Here is a 21,699-nt window from a genome sequence, read left to right as displayed (position 1 = left end):
AACTTTCCCAACCCCGTTATTTTTTAAGATAATGTCAAACATTCTTTTAAGCGTTAACCGTTACCGATTGATTAGCTTGATTGGTAATGTTCCCCATCAGCGCTGGTTCAAAAATCCGGGCATCCATATAATGTAAATTAGAACTGATTTGTGGCTTGAAATCCATTTGATCTAAAACATCCGTGTGTAAATCAATCCCAGGTGCAATTTCAATTAATTCAATGCCCGTCGCAGTCAATTGGAAGACAGCACGTTCAGTCACATAGTAAATGTTTTGGTGATTCTCGTGTGCAACTGGTCCAGAGAAGGTGATTTGCTCAACATCAGTGACTAGTTTATGCCGCCGACCTTCTTGCGTAATCTTTAATTGACCATCACTCACTGTCGTCCGCAAGCCGCCAGCAGTAAAGGTCCCCGTGAATACTACAGTCGGTGTATTTTGTGTAATGTTAACAAAGCCACCGGTACCAGCAATCTTGGGCCCAAATTTTGAAACATTGATGTTGCCGGCGTGGTCGAGTTCAGCTAAGCCTAGAAAGGCAATATCAATACCGCCGCCATCATAGAAATCAAACATGTACGGTTGATCAATCGTCGCTTCGGGCGCAATGGCACAACCAAAGTCGCCACCACCCATTGGTACGCCGCCAAACGTCCCTGGTTCGACCGTCGTGGTAATGTCTTCAGCCGCCCCTTCTTCTTTCAGGACTAACGAGACCGTTTCAGGATATTTACCAATGCCGTAATTCACAATTCGATCTTGATCACGCTTAAACATCGCTGCCCGTCGCGCAATCACCTTTTTAGCATCTAACGCCACGTTAATAGCGCCGGCTGGTTTGACAACATCCGCATCAATATAATCAGGATTATATTGGGTGGTATTACTTTGCATCGTCATCGTTTCATCCGCAGTCTCAACCACGTAATCCACCAATAAACCTGGAATTCGAATATCTTTCGGCCGCATCGCACCGGCTTTAACCACACGTTTAACTTGGACAAAGACTTTGCCACCGTTATTATGGGCCGCCATTGCAATTGAGGTCGATTCCAAGGTTAAAGGTTCATCATCAAAAGTGATATTGCCATTCTCATCAGCAAACGTCCCACGCAAGATGGCAATATTGGGCTTAGGAACTTCATAAGCGAGATAATCAGCGCCATGAATTTTAATTTTAGAAACCAAATCATGTGCTTGAGCGGCTTCATTTAGCTTACCGCCTTCAACATCGGGATCAACGAAAGTCCCCAGACCAACCCGACTAATCTGAATCGGTTTATGTGCTGCCGAATCCCGGAAGATTTGCGACAAAACCCCTTGTGGAAAATTATAAGCTTCAAAGTCATTAGCTGCCACTAGCGGTTCCAATTGTGGCGCTAACCCCCAGTGACCACCAACGATTCGGCGTAGTAACCCTTTGACTGCCAAGTTATTGGTCCCTTTATTGGCACCATCACCAATTCCAGAAGCATGCCAAATGGCTAATTGAGCCGGATGACCCTCGGTATCAAACCGTTTCCGAATACTCCGTAAGATTTCTTCCGCAACGTCGGACCCTAAGAAGCCTTCTAAAGCGATGGTTGCATCGTCGGGAATTAATTGGGCTGCTGCATCGCTATTAATAAATTGCACTGACATTTCTAACACCTCATTTTCAAGATTAAACAACCATCGATTAACGCAACGGGTCGTTATATTATGGTTCTAATTTCTTCAAAGCTTCCAAATCAACGGCCTTAATATCTGCCCCAGGAACTTCGAAACCGTTCAATTGTAAGAATTCACGCCGGAATTCAGCATAACCAGTTAAGTCAGAATTAAAGTTTTCCGGTGTAATCTTCGTCATGAGTTCAGCAACCTTGGCTTGAATATCGGCGCGTTGTTCCCAAGCATCTGGCCGTAAACGACCTTGATCGTCAACTTCTCTTAAATCGCCATAAACCATGTCGCGGAATAACCGATCTTTATGCATAATTGGTGTTTCATGTGTCCCAGTTGTTTCTTCAACCTTGTATAGCGCAATGCAATACAGTGGAAAAATCGGAATAACAACGGAGGCTTTCGTCGTAACCGCCCGTGAGACTGAAATCAAGGCTTCGCCGTTTAAATCATTCAAGGTCTTTTGAATTTTGTGTGATGACGCTTCCGCAGCATCTTTCGCAGCGCCTAAAGTGCCTTCATGATAGAATGCGTAGGTACTCTTAGGGCCAATATATGAATACAAGATGGTCTTAAAGCCTTCAGCTAACACCCCTGCCGCTTTCAATTCGTTAACCCAAATCTCCCAGTCTTCGCCACCCATCACATGCTTAGTCGCTTCAACTTCTTCAGGAGTTGCTGGTTCAACGGTTTGATCAAATAATTTATTTTCTTCCATGTTAATGTTTTGACCAGTTACCGGTTCGCCAACCGATTTAATAACTGAACGCCAAGTTTCATCCGGATTAGCTGGATTAGTCCGTTTTGGTGCTGCAACTGAATAAACTAATAAATCAATTTTACCGCCAAATTCGGCTTTAATGTACGCAATCACTTGGTCTTTCATCGCCTGCGTGAAACAGTCGCCGTTAAAGTTTTTACCAATGAGGCCCGCTTTTTCTGCCGCTTCTCGGAAATAAACATTATTATACCAGCCCGCTGTACCGAGCATCTTCTCATCACGTGGTGCCCGTTCGTAAGAAATACTAATGGTATCGGCACCTTGACCAAATGCTGTCGTAATCCGACTAGCCAAGCCATAACTGGAAGAACCACCAACGATTAAGGCTTTTTTCGCTCCAGCATAGTGACCTTTACCTTGGACATACGCAATTTGATTCAGGATTTCTTGACGACAGCCTTCTGGATTAACTGAACGCGCCACGTTACCTTTTAATTTTTCGGTTAATTGAACCATTGTCGTTGCTTCTGACATTATAAAAACCACCTTTATTAGTTTAACAATTAGTCGGGTAAGAATTAGCTCAAGCAAGTTTCAGCGAAAGTACTCGTTGGTCAACAACGGGAACCGAAACTGTTAAGCACTGATGCCAGCGACTATTGAATTTTTTATGTTAGATAATTAAGCTATTCACATTAGTCATCAACTTGCGGCCGGGACAACTAATTATCTCCATCCACAATGTAAGCCCTTTCTACGGCATTCACCACTATCATTTTTTTATCACTCATATAACTACAAGTTATATGACCGTTGAACCGGCGATTGCTTGATATTTTTTCACAATCTTTTTTTGATTCTTATCAACAAAAATAAACGAGTTGCTTCAAGATTCTAAAAGTCAATCTGTGCCGTTTAATCCAAAAATCGGCAGCCATTCCTAAAGCCAGAATGACTACCGATTTTATGTTAATACTTGCAAACTACAAAACCTTCATCCCATGTGCTAATCATCCAGACAGTCATTATAAGCCGAAAAATCCTTTATATAGAAAGATTCCAATAACTGCACCGACAATTGATGCTAGAACTGGTACCCAGCTATAGCCCCAATGTGAGCTTCCCTTATTAGGAACCGGCAACAGCGCATGGACAATCCGAGGACCTAAATCTCGAGCGGGATTTAAGGCCGGTCCGGTTGGTCCCCCCACGGAGATTACTAAAGTTGCAATCAAACATCCAACCCCAATATTAGCAATATCGATATTTTGATGGAAGAACATGCCACGATATAAGCCCATCGCCCCAAAGACTAAAACCGCGGTGCCAATCAATTCCGTGACAAAGCCATTAAAGTTGCTTTGCGTCGCATCCCCCGTTGAAAATGTCCCTAAAATTGCAGCCGCATCATGACTTTGCCGATAATGTGGCCAATAAATCGCTAACACCAGCAGTTGGCCTGCCACGGCACCTAAAAATTGGTAACTTAGATAAGGCAGCACCTGGGGCCACGGAAAAATTCCGGCGCAGGCTTCTGCAATTGTAATCGCCGGATTTAAATGATTACCAGAAATCGAACCAAACATCATCGCTGGTAGCATGACGCCCAAACCATACCCAATCGCAATAAACAACCAACCACCATTACTTTGACCCAACTTACCATTCCCCGTTGTGGCTGGTAAAAATGAATTTGCTACCGCCCCATTCCCAAACAAAACTAAAATTAAAGTCCCAAAAAACTCCGCCGCATAACTCGCTGGCCAATTGCCACTCATTATAAAAACCTCCTTCAAATTGACGATTGCTTTAAACACGTCGAACTATACCGGAGTCATTTAAGCAAGTAAACACTGATATTTTTTCATAACCAGCATAACCATATGTTATAGTTAGGCGTCACAACGCTTTCTGGTCATCCATTAGTTCTTTTATTCACAATATTAACAATTATTTTTTCGTTTCCGTGATTTTTAAAACTGATAAAACCTTATTTTGCTGGGATTCGTCAAACTTGATCATTTGTTATAAATTCACTAGTGAGTTGCAATTTTTGAAATACTCGTTATGATTAAGCGTGAAAGTACTCGTTGGTAACCTCTGAATTTGTGAAAGGAAGTTATTAACATGTTAAAACTCAACACTTACGAAAATATCTTACTAGACGTTCAGGCTGGCATCGCTACCTTGACTATCAATCGTCCTAAATCAATGAATGCCTTGAACACTGCAACCTTAACTGATATTGGTGCCGCCTTAGATGTCATTAAAGCCAATGCTGATACCATTAAGGTTGTCATTATTACCGGGGCTGGTCCCAAAGCTTTCGTAGCTGGTGCTGATATTGCCGAAATGCACGATATGAATTCATTAGCAGCTGCTGAACTTTCGAAAACAGCACATGCCACATTTGGCCGCATTGAAAATCTGTCTCAATTAACGATTGCTGCCGTCAACGGCTATTGCCTAGGCGGTGGGTTAGAACTCGCTGCTTCTTGCGATATTCGCGTTGTTTCAGACCGGGCAAAATTCGGCCAACCAGAAGTTACTTTAGGTATCGTACCTGGCTTTGGTGGGACCCAACGTTTAACTCGCTTAGTCGGCCGCGGTAAGGCTAAAGAAATGATTGCCATGGGTACGATGGTTGATGCACAAGAAGCTTATCGGATTGGTATTGCTGAAGAAATTGCCACACCTGATGAATTGATGGCTAAAGTTGATAAAATTGCGCAAACAGTCATGAAGAACGGCCTCATTGCGGTTGGTATGGCTAAATACGTGATTGACCGGGCAGCTGATTTACCATTAGACACTGCCATTGATTTCGAAACCCAGATGTGGGCACAGACCTTTGCAACCGCTGATCAGACGGAGGGCATGACCGCCTTTCTTGAAAAACGACCAGCCGCTTTCCCTGGTAAATAATTAACGCTTAGATAAAAAAAGGCATTTGGATTTTGTCCAAATGCCTTTTTAGCGCAACAACGTCGGCCCAATAACCAGTCTCGATACCGACTATCAAAATCTTAATTATTCAGATTTTGATAGTCACATTTGATAACGGTCATTGAGCCGATGCGATTACTTATTTATGCAGTTACTGGCCGTTGCGCGGGGATAGCTTGGGCTTCCCCGCTCGTCACGACTTCGCCATTTTGATTTGTCACGGTTGTCGCTAAGGTCACAATTTTAAAATGCGGTTTAGCTTCAATCTTTGTCACCGTCACTTTAACAACTAAGACGTCATCAAAGTAAACCGGATGGCTGAATCGCAGATTCTGATTCAAATAAATTGCGCCTGGCCCCGGCATTTTCATCCCAACACATGCCGATATCATACCGGCAGAAATCATCCCATGCGCAATACGCCGCTGGAAACGTGTCTGCTTCGCAAAGCTTTCATCCATGTGCATCGGATTGTAATCCCCTGTAACTCGTGCAAAATCATTCACGTCCGTCTCAGTCACCCGTTTAGAGAACTCCCCAACCATGCCAATCGCGATCACGTCATCGTAAATACGCTGATATTCTGTCATTTTGCTTACCTCCAACTTATTCAACCTTGCATCAGTTGATTTCAAATTCATTATAGCCTGATTGTGATTAAATACACAATACCAGTTAATTATAGGCGGTATAACTTTTGGTAACGGTTACAGTTCTGCGTACAAAAAAGAGTCGACCCTACGGCCGACTCTTCTTGCGCTACTTAGCAATTACTTGCTAGCATCTTGTTCTTGCATTTGTTTTTCAAGATCACTGATCGAGTAAACCCCATCAGCCACATTGCCAACTTCCTTAGGCTTGATATGACGGTAACCCGGCATACCAGTCCCAGCAGGAATGATCTTACCAATGATGACATTTTCTTTCAGACCGATCAATGGATCGTTCTTACCACGAATAGCCGCATCAGTTAAGACCCGTGTTGTTTCCTGGAATGACGCCGCTGATAAGAAACTATTCGTTTCCAAGGCAGCTTTGGTAATCCCAAGAATAACTGGCCGTGACGTTGCTGGAATACCACCAGCAATTAACGTCTTGTAGTTTTCATCTTTAAAATCAGCAATATCCATCAAGGTCCCAGGTAAGACATCCGTATCACCCGGATCCATGATCCGAACTTTACGAAGCATCTGCCGAATCATGATTTCAACGTGCTTATCACCAATTTCAACCCCTTGCATCCGATAAACGCGTTGCACTTCACGGAGTAAGTAGTTTTCAGTTGATAAGACATCTCGAATTTGAAGTAATTGTTTAGGATCAATTGACCCAACGTTCAACGCTGCACCACGATGAATGAAGTCACCTTCACTAACCGCCATCCGCGCTGTTAACGGTAACGTATAAGTCCGGGTATCAGTTTCACCCTTAACCGTAACTTCTTTCGTCCGTTCCGCAGGATTTTCTTCAATTGATTCAACCGTCCCAGTTACTTCAGTAACTTCGGCACGCCCTTTAGGATTACGTGATTCAACAATTTCTTGAACCCGTGGCAACCCTTGGGTAATATCGTCTCCGGCAACCCCACCAGTATGGAAAGTCCGCATCGTTAACTGCGTCCCGGGTTCACCGATTGATTGTGCCGCAACGGTCCCAACAGCTTCACCGACTTCGACTTCATCACCGGTAGCCATATTACGGCCATAACAGTGTTCACAAACCCCATGTTTCGTGTTGCAAGTGAAGGCCGAACGAATCGTCACTTCAGTTACACCCGCGCCAACAATCGTCTGTGCTAGGTCTTCATCGATCATAACGTTGTTACCAACAATTTCTTCATGCGTCTCAGGATTAAAGACAGTCTTCATCGTGTAACGACCTAAAATCCGGTCATACAATGGTTCGATAACTTCGTTACCATCCATGATGGCTTCGATTCGTAACCCACGATCAGTGCCACAATCCTTTTCACGCACAATAACATCTTGAGCCACATCGACAAGTCGACGTGTCAAGTAACCAGAGTTGGCAGTCTTCAAGGCCGTATCGGTCATCCCTTTACGAGCCCCATGGGTTGAAATAAACATTTCCAAGACTGAGAGTCCTTCACGGAAGTTAGAAAGAATAGGTAGTTCCATGATTTTCCCATTAGGAGCGGCCATCAAACCACGCATCCCAGCTAACTGCGTAAAGTTAGAAATGTTCCCACGCGCACCAGAATCACTCATCATAAAGATTGGGTTATCTGGGCTAAAACTATCAATTAGTTTTTGTTGGATTTGGTCTTTAGCATCATTCCAGACACCAATGACCCGTTCATAACGTTCATCATCCGTAATTAAACCACGACGGAATTGTTTTGAAATCGTGTTAACTTGCTTATGCGCTGCGTCGATGATTTCTGGTTTTTCTTTTAAGTCAGTCACATCGGCAACCCCAACCGTCAAACCAGACTTAGTTGAAATGTTGTAACCTAAGTCTTTCATCCGGTCAAGCAAGAGTGACGTTGCCGTCACATGGTATTGCTTGTAAACTTCCGCAATAATATCAGCCAAGAAGCCCTTCTTAAATGGCATGATTAAGTCTTGACCATCTAAGAAATCATGAATGTTTTCACCAGGCTTCAAGAAATACTTGGCAGGCGTGCCATCAATCAAATTGTCATTCGTTGGTTCGTTCAAGTATGGGAACTTACCAGGCAAAATGTTATTGAAGATAGCTTTACCAACCGTAGTCACTAAGACTTCTTGCTTCTGTTCGTCATTGAAAGGCTTGTCAGTCATGGATGAAGCTTGAATCCCAACCCGACTGTGCATGTGCACGTAGCCAGCTTGATAAGCTTTTTGAGCTTCATTCAAGTCTTTAAAGATCATGCCTTCGCCTTCACGACCAACTTCTTCAGTCGTCAAGTAGTAGTTACCGATAACCATATCTTGTGATGGTGTTACCACTGGCTTACCATCTTTAGGTGCCAAGATATGATGCGCAGCCAACATTAATAGCCGAGCTTCAGCTTGTGCTTCATCTGATAAAGGTAAATGGATGGCCATTTGGTCCCCATCGAAATCGGCATTGTAAGCTTCACAAGCCAATGGATGTAACCGCATTGCTTTACCACTAACCAAGACTGGTTCGAACGCTTGAATCCCTAAACGGTGAAGTGTAGGGGCCCGGTTCAAGAGCACTGGATGTTCTTTAATGACGTCTTCTAAGACACCCCAAACATCGTCATCTGCACGTTCAATCTTCCGTTTAGCATTTTTGATGTTAGAAGCTAATTCACGTTTAACCAATTCTTTCATGATGAAAGGCTTGAAGAGTTCCAACGCCATTTGACGTGGTAACCCCATTTGGTTCATCTTCAAGAATGGTCCAACGTCGATAACAGAACGCCCAGAATAATCAACCCGCTTACCAAGTAAGTTTTGACGGAACCGACCTTGCTTCCCTTTCAACATATGTGAGAGGGACTTCAATGGCCGATTACCAGGCCCAGCAACAGGACGCCCACGCCGACCATTATCAATCAAAGCATCAACGGCTTCTTGTAACATCCGCTTTTCGTTTTGAACAATAATACCAGGGGCATTTAAATCTAATAAACGTTTCAACCGGTTGTTACGGTTGATGACCCGACGGTATAAATCATTCAAGTCAGAAGTGGCAAAACGTCCACCTTCCAATTGAACCATTGGCCGTAAGTCCGGGGGAATGACCGGAATCGCATCCATGACCATCCAAGCAGGTTCATTACCAGAAGTAACAAAGGCTTCAATGATATCTAGACGACGAACGGCCCGCGTCCGTTTTTGACCAGAAGCATCTTTTAAGGCTTCCTTCAAATCACGTGCTTCTTTTTCAAGTTCGACGTTATTTAAAAGACGCTTAATTGCTTCAGCACCCATTTCGGCATCAAATTCATTACCGTATTGGGCTTTCTTTTCTCGGTATTCACGTTCAGAAAGCAATTGTTTCTTTTCAAGTGGCGTGTTACCAGGTTCGATAACGACGTATGAAGCGAAGTAAATGATTTCTTCAAGTGCCCGAGGACTCATGTCTAAAACTAAGCCCATCCGGCTAGGAATTCCCTTAAAGTACCAGATGTGTGTCACTGGTGCGGCAAGTTCAATATGACCCATCCGTTCGCGACGAACTTTACTACGAGTCACTTCAACCCCACAACGGTCACAGACAATACCCTTATAACGAATCCGTTTGTACTTACCACAAGCACATTCCCAATCCTTAGTAGGACCGAAGATACGTTCATCAAACAGACCGTCTTTTTCAGGTTTCAATGTCCGGTAGTTAATGGTTTCCGGCTTTTTAACTTCGCCATATGACCAGCTACGAATCTTGTCTGGTGATGCCAGACCGATTTGCATGCTTTCAAACTTGTTGACATCGATCAAAGGACCGACCTCCCTTTTTATTGATTATCCTGGTGAGCGTTTGTTGTTTCTGAAGCTGCTGGCTTGTCAGCCTTAGCTGGTTTATCAGCGGCTTTTTGTTCTTGTTCTTGCTGGAACTTGCTCAAGGCATCCACGTTAACGACATCGTCGTCATCGTCATCCATATCCCGCAATTCAATTTCTTTATCTTCTGCATCGAGGACCTTCATATCAAGGCCTAATGCTTGTAATTCCTTAACCAAAACTCGGAATGATTCTGGCACTCCTGGTTTAGGAATTGGTTCGCCCTTAACGATGGCTTCGTAGGTTTTAACCCGACCAACCACGTCATCAGACTTGTAAGTCAAGATTTCTTGCAAGGTATAAGCAGCCCCATAAGCTTCCAAGGCCCAAACTTCCATTTCACCGAAACGTTGGCCCCCAAATTGCGCTTTCCCACCAAGTGGTTGTTGCGTAACTAAAGAGTATGGTCCGATGGAACGTGCATGGATCTTATCGTCAACCATGTGACTAAGCTTCATATAGTGCATAACCCCAACGGCAACTCGTTTGTCGAATGGTTCACCGGTCCGACCATCATAAACAACGGTCTTCCCATCTTGATCCATCCCAGCTTCACGAACGGCTTTCCAAATATCAGAGTCACGCGCCCCATCAAAGACTGGCGTTGCCATATGAATGCCTAACTTGCGAGCAGCCATTCCTAAATGCAATTCCAAAACTTGACCAATGTTCATCCGGGAAGGAACCCCCATCGGACTCAACATGATATCAATAGGGGTACCATCTGGCATGTACGGCATATCTTCTTCAGGAACTACGATTGAAACAGTCCCTTTATTACCATGTCGTCCGGCCATCTTATCCCCAACTTGAATCTTCCGCTTTTGCGCAATGTAAACGCGGACCATCATGTTAACGCCAGGTGATAATTCATCCCCATTTTCACGGGTAAAGATCTTAACATCTTGCACGATTCCGCCACCACCATGTGGTACCCGGAGTGAGGTATCGCGAACTTCGCGGGCCTTTTCACCAAAGATTGCGTGTAACAAACGTTCTTCAGCTGATAATTCTGTAACCCCTTTAGGTGTTACTTTACCAACTAGAATGTCGCCATCTTTAACTTCAGCACCAACGCGGATAATCCCATCTTCGTCAAGGTTCTTTAAAGCATCTTCCCCAACGTTAGGAATTTCACGCGTCATTTCTTCAGGTCCAAGCTTAGTGTCACGCGCTTCTGATTCATATTCTTCAATATGGATTGACGTGTAAACATCTTCGCGAACCAACCGTTCATTAATAATGATGGCATCTTCGAAGTTATAACCATTCCAAGTCATGAAGGCAACTAATGGGTTTTGCCCTAAGGCTAATTCCCCACCTTCCATGGCTGGACCATCGGCCAAAACTTCATCATTGTCAACATGATCACTAACTTTGACGATTGGCCGTTGGTTATAGTTCTTACCACCATTAGAACGACGGAATTTCATTAATTTGTAGGTATCCAAAGAACCATCGTCACGTCGAACGCGAATTTCACGCGCATCAACGTATTCAACTGTTCCTTCATGCTTATTAATTAAAGCAATCCCAGAGTCATGCGCCGCTTTGTATTCAATCCCGGTCCCAACTAATGGGGCATGTGGATCAACTAAAGGCACCGCTTGTCGTTGCATATTGGCACCCATAAGGGCCCGGTTAGAGTCATCGTTTTCCAAGAAAGGAATACATGCGGTGGCTACGGCAACAACTTGCTTAGGCGAAACGTCCATGTAATCGACGTTCTCGATTGAAGTTTCCAAGTTTTCTTCCTTTTCACGGGCCAAAACTGTATCTTCAACGAAAGAACCATCATCGTTTAATGGGGAGTTTGCTTGTGCAATGACAAATTGGTCTTCTTCATCGGCAGCTAAATAGTCAATCTTGTCAGTAACCTTATGTGTCGTCCAATCGACCCGTCGATAAGGCGTTTCGATAAACCCATAACGGTTAACCTTGGCATATGATGACAAACTATTAATCAACCCGATATTTGGACCTTCAGGCGTTTCGATTGGGCACATCCGACCATAATGGGTATAATGCACGTCTCGAACTTCATAACCAGCCCGATCACGCGTCAAACCACCAGGTCCTAAGGCTGACAAACGCCGTTTATGCGTTAATTCACCTAAGGGGTTCGTTTGATCCATGAATTGTGACAATTGTGAAGACCCAAAGAATTCCTTGATTGAGGCAACAACTGGGCGAATATTGATTAATTGTTGTGGCGTAACGGTTGCGGCGTCTTGGATTGACATCCGTTCACGAACAACTCGTTCCATCCGTGATAACCCGATTCGGAATTGGTTTTGTAACAATTCACCAACTGAACGAATCCGACGGTTACCCAAGTGATCAATATCATCGGTCGTGCCTAAACCTTCACGCAAGTTGAAGAAGTAATTAATAGAAGCAATGATATCAGCTGGCACAATGTGCTTGAACTTCAAATCAATATTGCCATTACCAATGACATTCACAACTTTTTCAGGATCATTTTGTGAATAGACTTTAACAACTTGTAACACCATTGGATTCGTCACAACAGCTTCATCAGATGGCGTATAAGTAACCGTCTTGAAGTCGTCACGTTCCAAATAATCGCCAAGCTTAGCCATGACATTCTTATCAATCATGTCACCCTTTTGCGCGATAACTTCACCAGTATCTGGATCAGCCAACGTTTCAGCTAAGGTTTGACCCATTAAACGCGTCTTCATGCTGAGCTTCTTGTTAACCTTATAGCGGCCAACTGGTGCAAAGTCATAACGTTTAGGATCAAAGAACCGTGCAGTTAAAAGGCTCCGTGAACTATCAGCAGTCTTGGGTTCACCAGGACGTAGCCGTTCATAAATATCTTTTAACGATTCTTCAACACGGGAATCATCCGTATTCTTATGCACGTCTTTTTCCAACGTTAGCATCAAACTGTCAGTTTCACCTAACATTTCGATAATATCGTCATCAGAACCATAACCTAAAGCCCGAACTAATTCCGTTAATGGAATTTTCCGAGTCCGGTCAATCCGAACGTACGAAATTTGTTTGGCGTCAGTTTCTAATTCAAGCCAGGCTCCACGGTTAGGAATCACCGTCGTACCATAACTAGGACGACCATTTTTATCTAATTCTTCATTAAAGTAAACACCGGGTGAACGAACCAATTGTGAGACAATGACCCGTTCGGCACCGTTAATGATAAAGGTCCCTTGTTCAGTCATTAATGGGAAATCGCCAAAGAATACATCTTGTGACTTAATTTCACCAGTTTCATGGTTAGTCAATCGTAAAGTCACATGCAGTGGTGCGGAATAATTCGCATCATGTTCACGTGCTTCATCGACGGTGTACTTTGGTTCTAATAGTTGATAGTCGACAAATTCAAGTGAAAGTTTTCCTGCAAAATCGTCGATTGGCAAAATATCTTCAAACATTTCCCGGAGACCTTCATCCAAGAACCACTGATATGAATCAGATTGAATTTCGATCAAGTTAGGCAAATCAAGAACTTCCTTGATACGTGCATAACTTCTACGGGTACGGTGTTTACCGTATTTAACTAAATGTCCGGCCAAGTTGTTCACCCCTTCTTATTATTCCGTGCCTCGGCCCTCACAATTAATATTACATTTGTGTTACAAATGCACTAAAAACCGAATTTTGGGCATAAAAAAACCAAAAATAGTCATTTAAGTTGGACTATTTTTGGGATTATATTAGCAAACAGCGCAGACAATAGATTGCGCATTTGTTCGAGTTCACGGTTACAGACAAGTTATAATATACAACGAACGCGGTCAATTGTCAATCTAGAACCTTCAATTATTTGGCGTCGCCACGCCAAATAAAATCATTTTCAATAACGTTTGAACTTGCACCCGTTCATCAGCTTTCGGATCACCAATCTGATGAAACCGATTGAATAACGGACTCAAACTAGTCAAATAAAAGTTAGCCGCCATTTGAGGCGTGACCCCCACTTGCAATGTAACACGCTCTTGTTCAAAAAAAGTTTGGAGTGGTTGAACATAATCGGTGGCAAAGACTGTGGCTAATTGTTGAATATGTTCCCGAGTCAAAGCTTTAAAACTCGTATGGATTAACGTGAATACATCGGCTGGATGCTTATGGGTCAGCAGTAGCGATACATCCGTTAATTGCTCTAACGGCGACTGAGTTTGATCGGTTAAGATGGCTGCCAGTCCCGTTTTAATTTCAGCACCGACAGTTGTGATGACGGCCAAAAAAATAACTTCTTTATCTTTAAAATGATGGTACAAAGCCGGTTGCGTAATGCCAACTGCATTGGCAATATCACGAGTACTCGTCGCGGCATAGCCTTCTTTCAAAAACAACTCCCGGGCAGCAGATAAAATTGCCTGATGTGTTTGTGCTAGCTGTTCGGCACGCGTCACCATCGCGGCCACCTTCTTTCAATTCTTAATTCCTATTATAATCTACACCAAAACCCGATTAGTCGCCAGTCTTGAAACGCACCTCAAAATCTGAAATCAAAAAAATAAGCCTAGAACCAAAGTTCCAGACTTACCCTTTATGTTTAGATTAACTTGAAGATACTGTCGAACGGCCATCAGATTTCGGCTGAGTTTTCACATTAACCGTAATTGCCCCTTTATGGGCACCGATTGTAACCTGATCATTCACTTTAATTTCACCAGTTAATAAGGATTCACTTAACCGGTCTTCAATTTCAGTTTGTAAAGCCCGTCGAATTGGACGTGCACCATATTCAGGATCAAAACCAGCTTTCGCAACCACATCAATGGCCGCCGCCGTAATCTTAATCTTAATCCCTTGTTGTGCAACCCGCCCAACAATTTCTTGCGCCATTAACTTGACAATCGCATGTAATTCTTCACGGTTGAGTGAATGGAAGACAATTGTCTCATCAATTCGGTTCAAGAATTCTGGTCGGAAGGCCTTCCGAAGCTCTTCGCGAATCGTAGCTGATACCGCCTGATAATCATTCGCCTTATCAGCTGCACCAAAGCCAACTGATTTTTCATCACGTAGCGTTGTCGCACCTAAGTTTGATGTCATAATCAAGATCGTATTGCGGAAATCAACTTTCCGCCCCTTCGAATCCGTTAAATAACCATCATCCAAGACCTGCAATAAAATATTAAAGACATCTGGATGGGCTTTTTCAACTTCATCAAATAACACGACTGAATAAGGCTTTTGCCGAACTTTTTCGGTTAACTGACCACCTTCATCATAACCAACATAACCAGGGGCCGAACCAATCAAACGACTCGTTGAATACCGTTCCATGTATTCAGACATATCAATTCGAATCATATTATCTTCTGAACCAAACATCGCTTCAGCCAAGGCCTTCGCTAATTCGGTCTTTCCGACCCCAGTAGGGCCTAAGAACATGAAAGACCCAATTGGACGACTTGGATCTTTCAAACCGCTCCGAGCCCGCCGAATCGCACGTGCCACCGCTGAAACTGCTTCTGGTTGACCAACAACCCGTTGATGTAAAATCTTTTCAAGGTTAACCAATCGTTCACTTTCAGTCTTTTGTAACTGTGTCAACGGCACGCCAGTCCATTCAGCCACCACTTGGGCAATATCTTCACCCGTTACTTGTAAGTGATACTTCTGGGATGTGCCATCAGCAACCTCAGCCTGTTGATCAGCCGCTAAAGTCGCTAACCGTTGTTTTAATTTCATTTCACGTTTGCGAATATCGGCAGCTTGTTCAAAGTCTTGATCTTCAATTGCAGCTTCTTTAGCTTGCCGTAGTTTCGTCAACTTATCTTGATTTTTAGATAACTTAGTTGGTTGATCCATTTGGTCAATCCGAACTTTGGCGGCAGCTTCGTCCATTAAATCAATCGCCTTATCCGGTAAGAAACGATCGCTAATGTAGCGATTAGAAAGCTTGACTGCTTGTTCCACTGCCTCATCGGTAATCATGACATGATGATGATCTTCATAGCGTGGCCGCAAACCACTTAAAATCTCAACGGCTTCTGCTGGGGTTGGTTCATTAACCATTACGGTAGCAAAACGTCGTTCTAAGGCTGCATCTGATTCGATATATTTTTGATATTCATTTAAAGTCGTAGCCCCAATGGTTTGAAGTTCACCACGGGCTAAAGCAGGTTTTAAGATGTTAGAAGCATCAATCGCCCCTTCAGCACCCCCGGCCCCAATTAAGGTATGCAATTCATCGATAAATAAAATAACATGCCCATCATTGTAAATTTCGTCGATAACTTTTTTCAAGCGATCTTCAAATTCACCACGATACTTGGTACCCGCTACTAATGAGCCCATATCAAGCATCATAAGACGTTTATCAGCCATATCACTCGGCACATCACCCGCCACAATCTTTTGCGCCAGGCCCTCAGCAATCGCTGTTTTACCAACCCCAGGTTCACCAATTAGAACGGGGTTATTTTTTGTCCGTCGTGACAAGATTTGAATGACCCGTTTGACCTCTTTGGAACGGCCAACGACAGGATCCATTTCCTGTTCACTCGCCAATTGGGTTAAGTCACGGGCTAAGGAATCCAAGGTTGGTGTCCCTTCTGTGGATTTTGCATTCCGAGTTTGCGCATTAGCTTTACGCTTACCCATGGCATCACTGACACCAAGCTTACGCAAGACCACTTTGCGAGTCTGACCTAAATCAAGATTTAGGTTCATTAAAATTCGCGAGGACAAGATACTTTCATCAGAGAGCATCGCTAATAATAGATGTTCCGTGCCAATCTTGTTAGCGCCAAGCCGCTTTGCTTCATCACCAGCAACTGATAAAATCTCTTTAGCTTTCGGCGAATACGGTAAATAGGTGTCTTTACCAACATTGCTTAACGTCCCATAGCCAGTAAACCGCTCAATTTCTTCACGGATATCATCCTCTGTCACGGAATATTGTTGTAAGACCTTGTTAGCAATCCCATTTTTCTCGATGGCCAACGCTAATAATAGATGTTCCGTACCAACTGCTTGATGTTTAAAATACTTAGCCTGCTCTTGCGCTAAGACTAAGACACTTTTGGCACTCGGGGTAAATAGGTTATCCATTGCGATTCCTCGCTTTCTTTAACTTTCATAACGTAAATGATTTAAAATACCAATAATAATTCGCGCCCGTAAGCTATTTTCTAAATCATGATCGTCCACCTTTAAGGTATTCCGATCAGTAGCGACTAGAATTAATTGGGCTTCGCGACGATTTAACACGTCGTCTTCATAAAGACTTTGGACGACCGCGTAGGCGTCACGTTGTGTGATGGAATCCCCAATCACTTGAATCAGGGTGTCCAAAACGTCTGCATCATCGACTAAATTAACCTTTTCAATGCGAATATACCCACCACCACCACGTTTACTTTCAACTAAGTAACCGTTTTGAATGGTAAAACGGGTCTTGATCACATAATTAATCTGGGAGGGAACCACGTTAAACAGATCCGCAATTTCTGACCGTCGAATTTCAACATGCGCCGCGTCCGCCAAAATACTTTTTAAATATTTTTCAATGATATCGGAGATATTTTGACTTTGCATTTGCTTCACCCTTTACATTATCTTTGACTAATATTGACTTTCATTATACGAGGATAATATGAAATTGCAAAGAATTTTACCTAAAGCGCGGCCGCATCGGTTCCCTACGGTTGTTACAGCATAGCACGCCCATCAGTCGCTTTCAATTGATTCGACTGCCAGTTGGTATAGTTGACAGCAAAAAAGGATGAGCACAAAGTCTCATCCTTTTAGGAAACACCAGCTCACTATAATTGATGCCTAATTGACTGGTTATTTACGGTTAATCTAATCGGGAAAACAGGATTTGAACCTGCGACCCCTACGTCCCGAACGTAGTGCTCTACCAAGCTGAGCTACTTCCCGTTAAAAAGTTTAAATAAAAAGCCCTAGTTAAATTAACTAAGACTGTTTTAATCGATCGGGAAAACAGGATTCGAACCTGCGACCCCCTGGTCCCAAACCAGGTGCTCTACCAAGCTGAGCTATTTCCCGATAACTAATGCACCCAGTAGGAGTCGAACCTACAACCTTCTGATTCGTAGTCAGACACTCTATCCAATTGCGCTATGGGTGCAAATTAAAATGCCGAGGACCGGGATCGAACCGGTACGGTTATCACTAACCGCAGGATTTTAAGTCCTGTGCGTCTGCCAATTCCGCCACCCCGGCAAATTAAAAGCGGAAGACGGGATTCGAACCCGCGACCCCCACCATGGCAAGGTGATGTTCTACCACTGAACTACTTCCGCAAAATAAGTATTAAATTGTAAAATGCCGACTAGAGGATTCGAACCTCCGACCTCCTCATTACTAGTGAGATGCTCTGCCAACTGAGCTAAGTCGGCATATGCGGGTGAAGGGACTCGAACCCCCACGTCGTAAGACACTAGAACCTAAATCTAGCGCGTCTGCCAGTTCCGCCACACCCGCATGAAATTAATCATGCCTTGTTGTCGGTACAAGCAGTGCTTACCGGTACGCCATGACAACTATTTAACTTTATCATTCGGTTGAATAATTGTCAACATATTTTTAAATTTAATGGATAAATATACTTTTTAACGCATATTTTTCCGACAAGAAATATTATAGCACTCGAGATAAATCATGGGAACCCCTAATTTTAAAAAAAGTAATTTCCATCGGGTTCAGCTGCCCTAATCACTGCGTCAATCACACTTATACCAGCATTTGATGGCATACAAAAAGACCGCAAAAATTGCGATCTTTTCAGTAGCTTTTATCTCTAAGCACCTTAATACGGTCTCAACGCAACTTAAGCTCGTGCTGTAATCTGCGTCTTACCATGCATATATGGCACTAGTACATCTGGAATAGTGATTGAGCCATCCGCATTTTGATAATTTTCCATGATGGCTGCAACGGTGCGGCCAACTGCTAAGCCACTCCCATTCAACGTATGAACAAATTGGAGCTTACCATCGTCATCACGATATTGAATGTGCGCCCGTCGTGCTTGGAAATCGGTGCAATTAGAACAGCTTGAAATTTCACGATATTTGCTTTGTTCTGGGAACCAGACTTCCAAATCATGCGTCATGGCAGCCGTAAAGCTCATGTCACCCGTCGTTAACGTGATGACATGGTAAGGCAATCCCAATTTTTTCAATAACGATTCCGCATTATTGGTTAGCTTTTCCAATTCATCCCATGAGTCTTCTGGTTTAGTGAATTTCACCATTTCAACTTTATTAAATTGATGTAATCGTATTAACCCCTTCGTGTCACGGCCAGCACTCCCCGCTTCTTCTCGAAAAGCCGGTGATAGTGCGGTGAAGTAAACTGGTAACTTCTCACTTGGAATAATCTCATCGCGATAATAGTTCACTAATGGCACTTCAGCCGTGGGAATAAGGCTTAAATCTTGAGTCTTAATCCGGAAAGCATCATCTTTAAACTTAGGAAATTGTCCCGTTCCATACATGGATTCATCCGTCACCATGTAAGGGGGTAAGATTTCGGTGTAGCCTTCAGCTTCATGCTGATCCAAGAAAAAGTTATAAACAGCCCGTTCAAGTTTGGCACCATCGCCAACATAATATAAGAAGCGACTCCCGGAAACTTTGGCGCCCCGTTCAAAATCTAAGATCCCCAGCGCTTCACCTAATTCCCAATGAGCTTTGGGTTCAAAATCAAATTGACGGGGCGTCCCAATTCGCCGTAATTCGACTGCATCGTCTTCATCTAAACTAATTGGGACATCTGGATGGGGCATATTAGGTAAGTGTGCCGCTAAATCTTGCACCTTAGCCGCAGCTTGCCGTCGGTCTTCATCTAACGCCTTAATTTCAGCGCTCACTTTTTGCATTTCAGCGATTGGCGCACTGGCATCCGCTTTTTGCCGCTTCAACTGTGAGATTTCACCGGAAACTTGATTTCGCGTGGACTTCAATTGTTCACTCTTCAAAATCAAAGCTCGTCGATCAGCGTCAGCCTGAATCAAATCATCAATCTGACTAGCTGCGACCCCGCGGTGCCCAAGCTGTTCCTTAACAAAATCTGGTTGTTGTCGAATCATTTTTACATCTAACATGTTAAAATCCTCCTTGAAAATAATGATAAAAAAACAGTCTTCGCATCCCTAAATTGGGACGAAAAGACTGTTATTCGCGGTACCACCCAAGTTCAGGATGATGCACTCATCCTGCCCTCAATCGGATAACGGCTTAGCCGTGCAGTATTACCTGCCCACTTTGTCGCGTCGGAGTTTCGACTACCGGTTCACACCAACCACCGGTTCTCTGACTGTCTACTTTAAACGCGCCGTGTTTAATATACTGCTATCACTATAAGACATTCCCCACTAAAAGGCAACTGGCTTAGCTTAAGGCCTTCACCCGGTCGTCAATCATTGTTAACACCGTCTGGCGAGCAACAGGATCAGCCACAAAGTCCAATTCGTCCCCGTCAATTTGCATTTTGGGGCTCCGATCGTAATCGGCATACCACTTAGCATAACGAGCATTTAGCGTTTCGTAGTAGTGGTATAAGTCTGGATCTTGATCAATCTGTTCGTAAGAGCGGCCCCGCATTTGGATTCGTTTCAACATCGTTTCAAACGAAATATTGATATGAATCAATAAATCAGGACTTTTTTGATGCTCAGCTTCCGGCAATTCCTGCATCATGTTATCTAATAAAGAATCGTAAATATCAACTTCCGTACTCGTCGCCCGGCCTAAGTCACCGTTTAAATGGAATAACAACGAATCTTCAAAAATTGATCGATCTAAGACATCTAAATCGTTTGTAAAAGCCGACTTGATACTGCCTAATCGTTTATTTAAAAAATAGATTTGGAGTAAAAATGCGTACTTCTTAGGATTCTTATAAAATAATGGCAAAATAGTATTGTCATCGACGGATTCGTAAAACGCAGTTGAATCAAAATGATCCGCAACTAGGTGCGTTAAACTCGTCTTCCCGGCACCAATTGTTCCTGACATTACAAGCATGGGGTTCTCTCCTTTATTCACGTCCGTTTTTAATTAGCTTTCAAAGCAACACTACATATTGTACGCACACCCATGTCAAAATGCAATATCTAGTCAAAAATTACTTGGTCGCACTTTCACGCGCCTGCAATAAAGTCACATATTGTTCCAAGGTTAAGTGATGCTTAACTATAAAGGCCGCACTCGCTTTACCAACATAACGGAAATGCCAGGACTCATAGTCAATGCCCGTCGATTTTTCGCCCGTCTTAGGGAAACGAAGAATCAACCCATAATCGACCGCGTGGTTAATCAACCATTTTTGTCCCGCTGCTTTATCTGATGATGATAACAGTTGGCTACCGTTGGCATTAAACCATTTGGTATTTATAATATCCGCAGCTAATCCGGTCTGATGTTCACTTCCACGTGGTACCGCAACGTATTCTTGGGTCAACTTCAACGCTTGCTTAGCGGTCTTGCCTTGTGACTCATACGTCTTGATCGAGTCATTCCAAACCTGCTTTTGATAAGCCACAGAACGATACCCAGACACAATTGTTGCTGGGTAACCTGCTTTTTTGGCACCATTTAAAAAGGCTGTCATTGGTTTAACGACCGACTGCCGGACGGGAATGCCATTAATTGACCCTTTGGTAAAGGTCAATTCATCATACTTATGCCACTTATTGACCAAAAACAAGTCACTATCAGTCGACTTAACGCCCTTAGGTAACGCCTGAATCAACTTTTGCCGCTTGGTTAAGGTCTTCGTGGTACTTTGACTGGTTGCCGAACTTTTTTGCTTCGTGCCGGTGGCCGAACAGCCACTTAGGATTCCCACTATTGAAACGACTACTAAACTTTTCAAAACACTTTCTCTCAACATATTCACTCGCTGCCTTTCTAATTTAGATT

Annotated in this window: 13 protein-coding genes and 7 tRNA genes; 1 reads left to right on the top strand and 19 read right to left on the bottom strand. The window is 43.4% G+C overall.

Annotated elements, in window-relative coordinates; translation table 11 throughout:
- Positions 1-46: 46 nt before the first annotated feature.
- The 3 genes from C5Z25_RS10280 to C5Z25_RS10270 form a co-directional block, all read right to left on the bottom strand.
- Positions 47-1,642 carry an acyl CoA:acetate/3-ketoacid CoA transferase gene (locus C5Z25_RS10280; protein WP_105452526.1) on the bottom strand — a complete coding sequence of 532 codons (1,596 nt, stop codon included), beginning with the start codon at positions 1,640-1,642 and terminating at the stop codon, positions 47-49.
- Positions 1,643-1,700: 58 nt separating this feature from the next.
- Positions 1,701-2,918 carry an enoyl-ACP reductase FabV gene (fabV, locus tag C5Z25_RS10275; RefSeq protein WP_105452525.1) on the bottom strand — a complete coding sequence of 406 codons (1,218 nt, stop codon included), beginning with the start codon at positions 2,916-2,918 and terminating at the stop codon, positions 1,701-1,703.
- A 491-nt stretch (positions 2,919-3,409) separates the two neighbouring features.
- Positions 3,410-4,162, bottom strand: a complete 753-nt coding sequence (locus C5Z25_RS10270; protein WP_105452524.1) for an MIP/aquaporin family protein — start codon at positions 4,160-4,162, stop codon at positions 3,410-3,412.
- A 349-nt stretch (positions 4,163-4,511) separates the two neighbouring features.
- On the opposite strand from C5Z25_RS10270, the gene C5Z25_RS10265 reads away from it, so the two are divergent.
- The gene (locus C5Z25_RS10265; protein WP_105452523.1) at positions 4,512-5,309 is read left to right on the top strand and encodes an enoyl-CoA hydratase-related protein; all 798 of its coding nucleotides are present in this window, start codon (positions 4,512-4,514) and stop codon (positions 5,307-5,309) included.
- 164 nt (positions 5,310-5,473) lie between these two features.
- Here the strand turns inward: C5Z25_RS10265 and C5Z25_RS10260 are convergent, their stop codons facing one another.
- The 16 genes from C5Z25_RS10260 to C5Z25_RS10185 all read right to left on the bottom strand — a co-directional run bounded on the left by C5Z25_RS10260 (position 5,474) and on the right by C5Z25_RS10185 (position 21,652).
- On the bottom strand, positions 5,474-5,920 hold the full coding sequence (locus C5Z25_RS10260; protein ID WP_105452522.1) for a MaoC family dehydratase: 447 nt from the start codon (positions 5,918-5,920) through the stop codon (positions 5,474-5,476).
- A gap of 180 nt (positions 5,921-6,100) precedes the next feature.
- On the bottom strand, positions 6,101-9,742 hold the full coding sequence (gene rpoC / locus C5Z25_RS10255; RefSeq protein ID WP_105452521.1) for a DNA-directed RNA polymerase subunit beta': 3,642 nt from the start codon (positions 9,740-9,742) through the stop codon (positions 6,101-6,103).
- 17 nt (positions 9,743-9,759) lie between these two features.
- Positions 9,760-13,365 carry a DNA-directed RNA polymerase subunit beta gene (gene rpoB, locus C5Z25_RS10250; protein ID WP_105452520.1) on the bottom strand — a complete coding sequence of 1,202 codons (3,606 nt, stop codon included), beginning with the start codon at positions 13,363-13,365 and terminating at the stop codon, positions 9,760-9,762.
- Between the two features lie 243 nt (positions 13,366-13,608).
- Positions 13,609-14,208, bottom strand: a complete 600-nt coding sequence (locus tag C5Z25_RS10245; protein WP_105452519.1) for a TetR/AcrR family transcriptional regulator — start codon at positions 14,206-14,208, stop codon at positions 13,609-13,611.
- A gap of 145 nt (positions 14,209-14,353) precedes the next feature.
- Positions 14,354-16,858 carry an ATP-dependent Clp protease ATP-binding subunit gene (locus C5Z25_RS10240; RefSeq protein WP_105452518.1) on the bottom strand — a complete coding sequence of 835 codons (2,505 nt, stop codon included), beginning with the start codon at positions 16,856-16,858 and terminating at the stop codon, positions 14,354-14,356.
- A gap of 18 nt (positions 16,859-16,876) precedes the next feature.
- Complete coding sequence (locus C5Z25_RS10235) at positions 16,877-17,344, bottom strand: CtsR family transcriptional regulator (RefSeq protein WP_105452517.1); 468 nt, start codon at positions 17,342-17,344, stop codon at positions 16,877-16,879.
- 271 nt (positions 17,345-17,615) lie between these two features.
- Positions 17,616-17,689 (bottom strand) — tRNA-Pro (locus tag C5Z25_RS10230).
- Between the two features lie 55 nt (positions 17,690-17,744).
- Positions 17,745-17,818: transfer RNA gene (locus tag C5Z25_RS10225), tRNA-Pro, on the bottom strand.
- 8 nt (positions 17,819-17,826) lie between these two features.
- Positions 17,827-17,900 (bottom strand) — tRNA-Arg (locus C5Z25_RS10220).
- A 9-nt stretch (positions 17,901-17,909) separates the two neighbouring features.
- A tRNA-Leu gene (locus C5Z25_RS10215) sits at positions 17,910-17,995 on the bottom strand.
- A gap of 8 nt (positions 17,996-18,003) precedes the next feature.
- Positions 18,004-18,075, bottom strand: a tRNA-Gly gene (locus C5Z25_RS10210).
- A 23-nt stretch (positions 18,076-18,098) separates the two neighbouring features.
- Positions 18,099-18,171: transfer RNA gene (locus C5Z25_RS10205), tRNA-Thr, on the bottom strand.
- A 3-nt stretch (positions 18,172-18,174) separates the two neighbouring features.
- A tRNA-Leu gene (locus C5Z25_RS10200) sits at positions 18,175-18,256 on the bottom strand.
- A 346-nt stretch (positions 18,257-18,602) separates the two neighbouring features.
- Positions 18,603-19,880: a serine--tRNA ligase gene (gene serS / locus C5Z25_RS10195; RefSeq protein WP_105452516.1), complete on the bottom strand. Its 1,278-nt coding sequence runs from the start codon at positions 19,878-19,880 to the stop codon at positions 18,603-18,605.
- Between the two features lie 286 nt (positions 19,881-20,166).
- On the bottom strand, positions 20,167-20,802 hold the full coding sequence (locus tag C5Z25_RS10190; protein ID WP_105452515.1) for a deoxynucleoside kinase: 636 nt from the start codon (positions 20,800-20,802) through the stop codon (positions 20,167-20,169).
- 100 nt (positions 20,803-20,902) lie between these two features.
- On the bottom strand, positions 20,903-21,652 hold the full coding sequence (locus tag C5Z25_RS10185; RefSeq protein WP_234002736.1) for a M15 family metallopeptidase: 750 nt from the start codon (positions 21,650-21,652) through the stop codon (positions 20,903-20,905).
- Between the last annotated feature and the right edge of the window lie 47 nt (positions 21,653-21,699).

Origin of the sequence: Lactobacillus sp. CBA3605 (genome assembly GCF_002970915.1) — a bacterium.
Taxonomy (GTDB): Bacteria; Bacillota; Bacilli; order Lactobacillales; family Lactobacillaceae; genus Lactiplantibacillus.
Note: the sequence above shows the minus strand (reverse complement) of the source record. Positions and strands in the feature narration are given on the sequence as shown.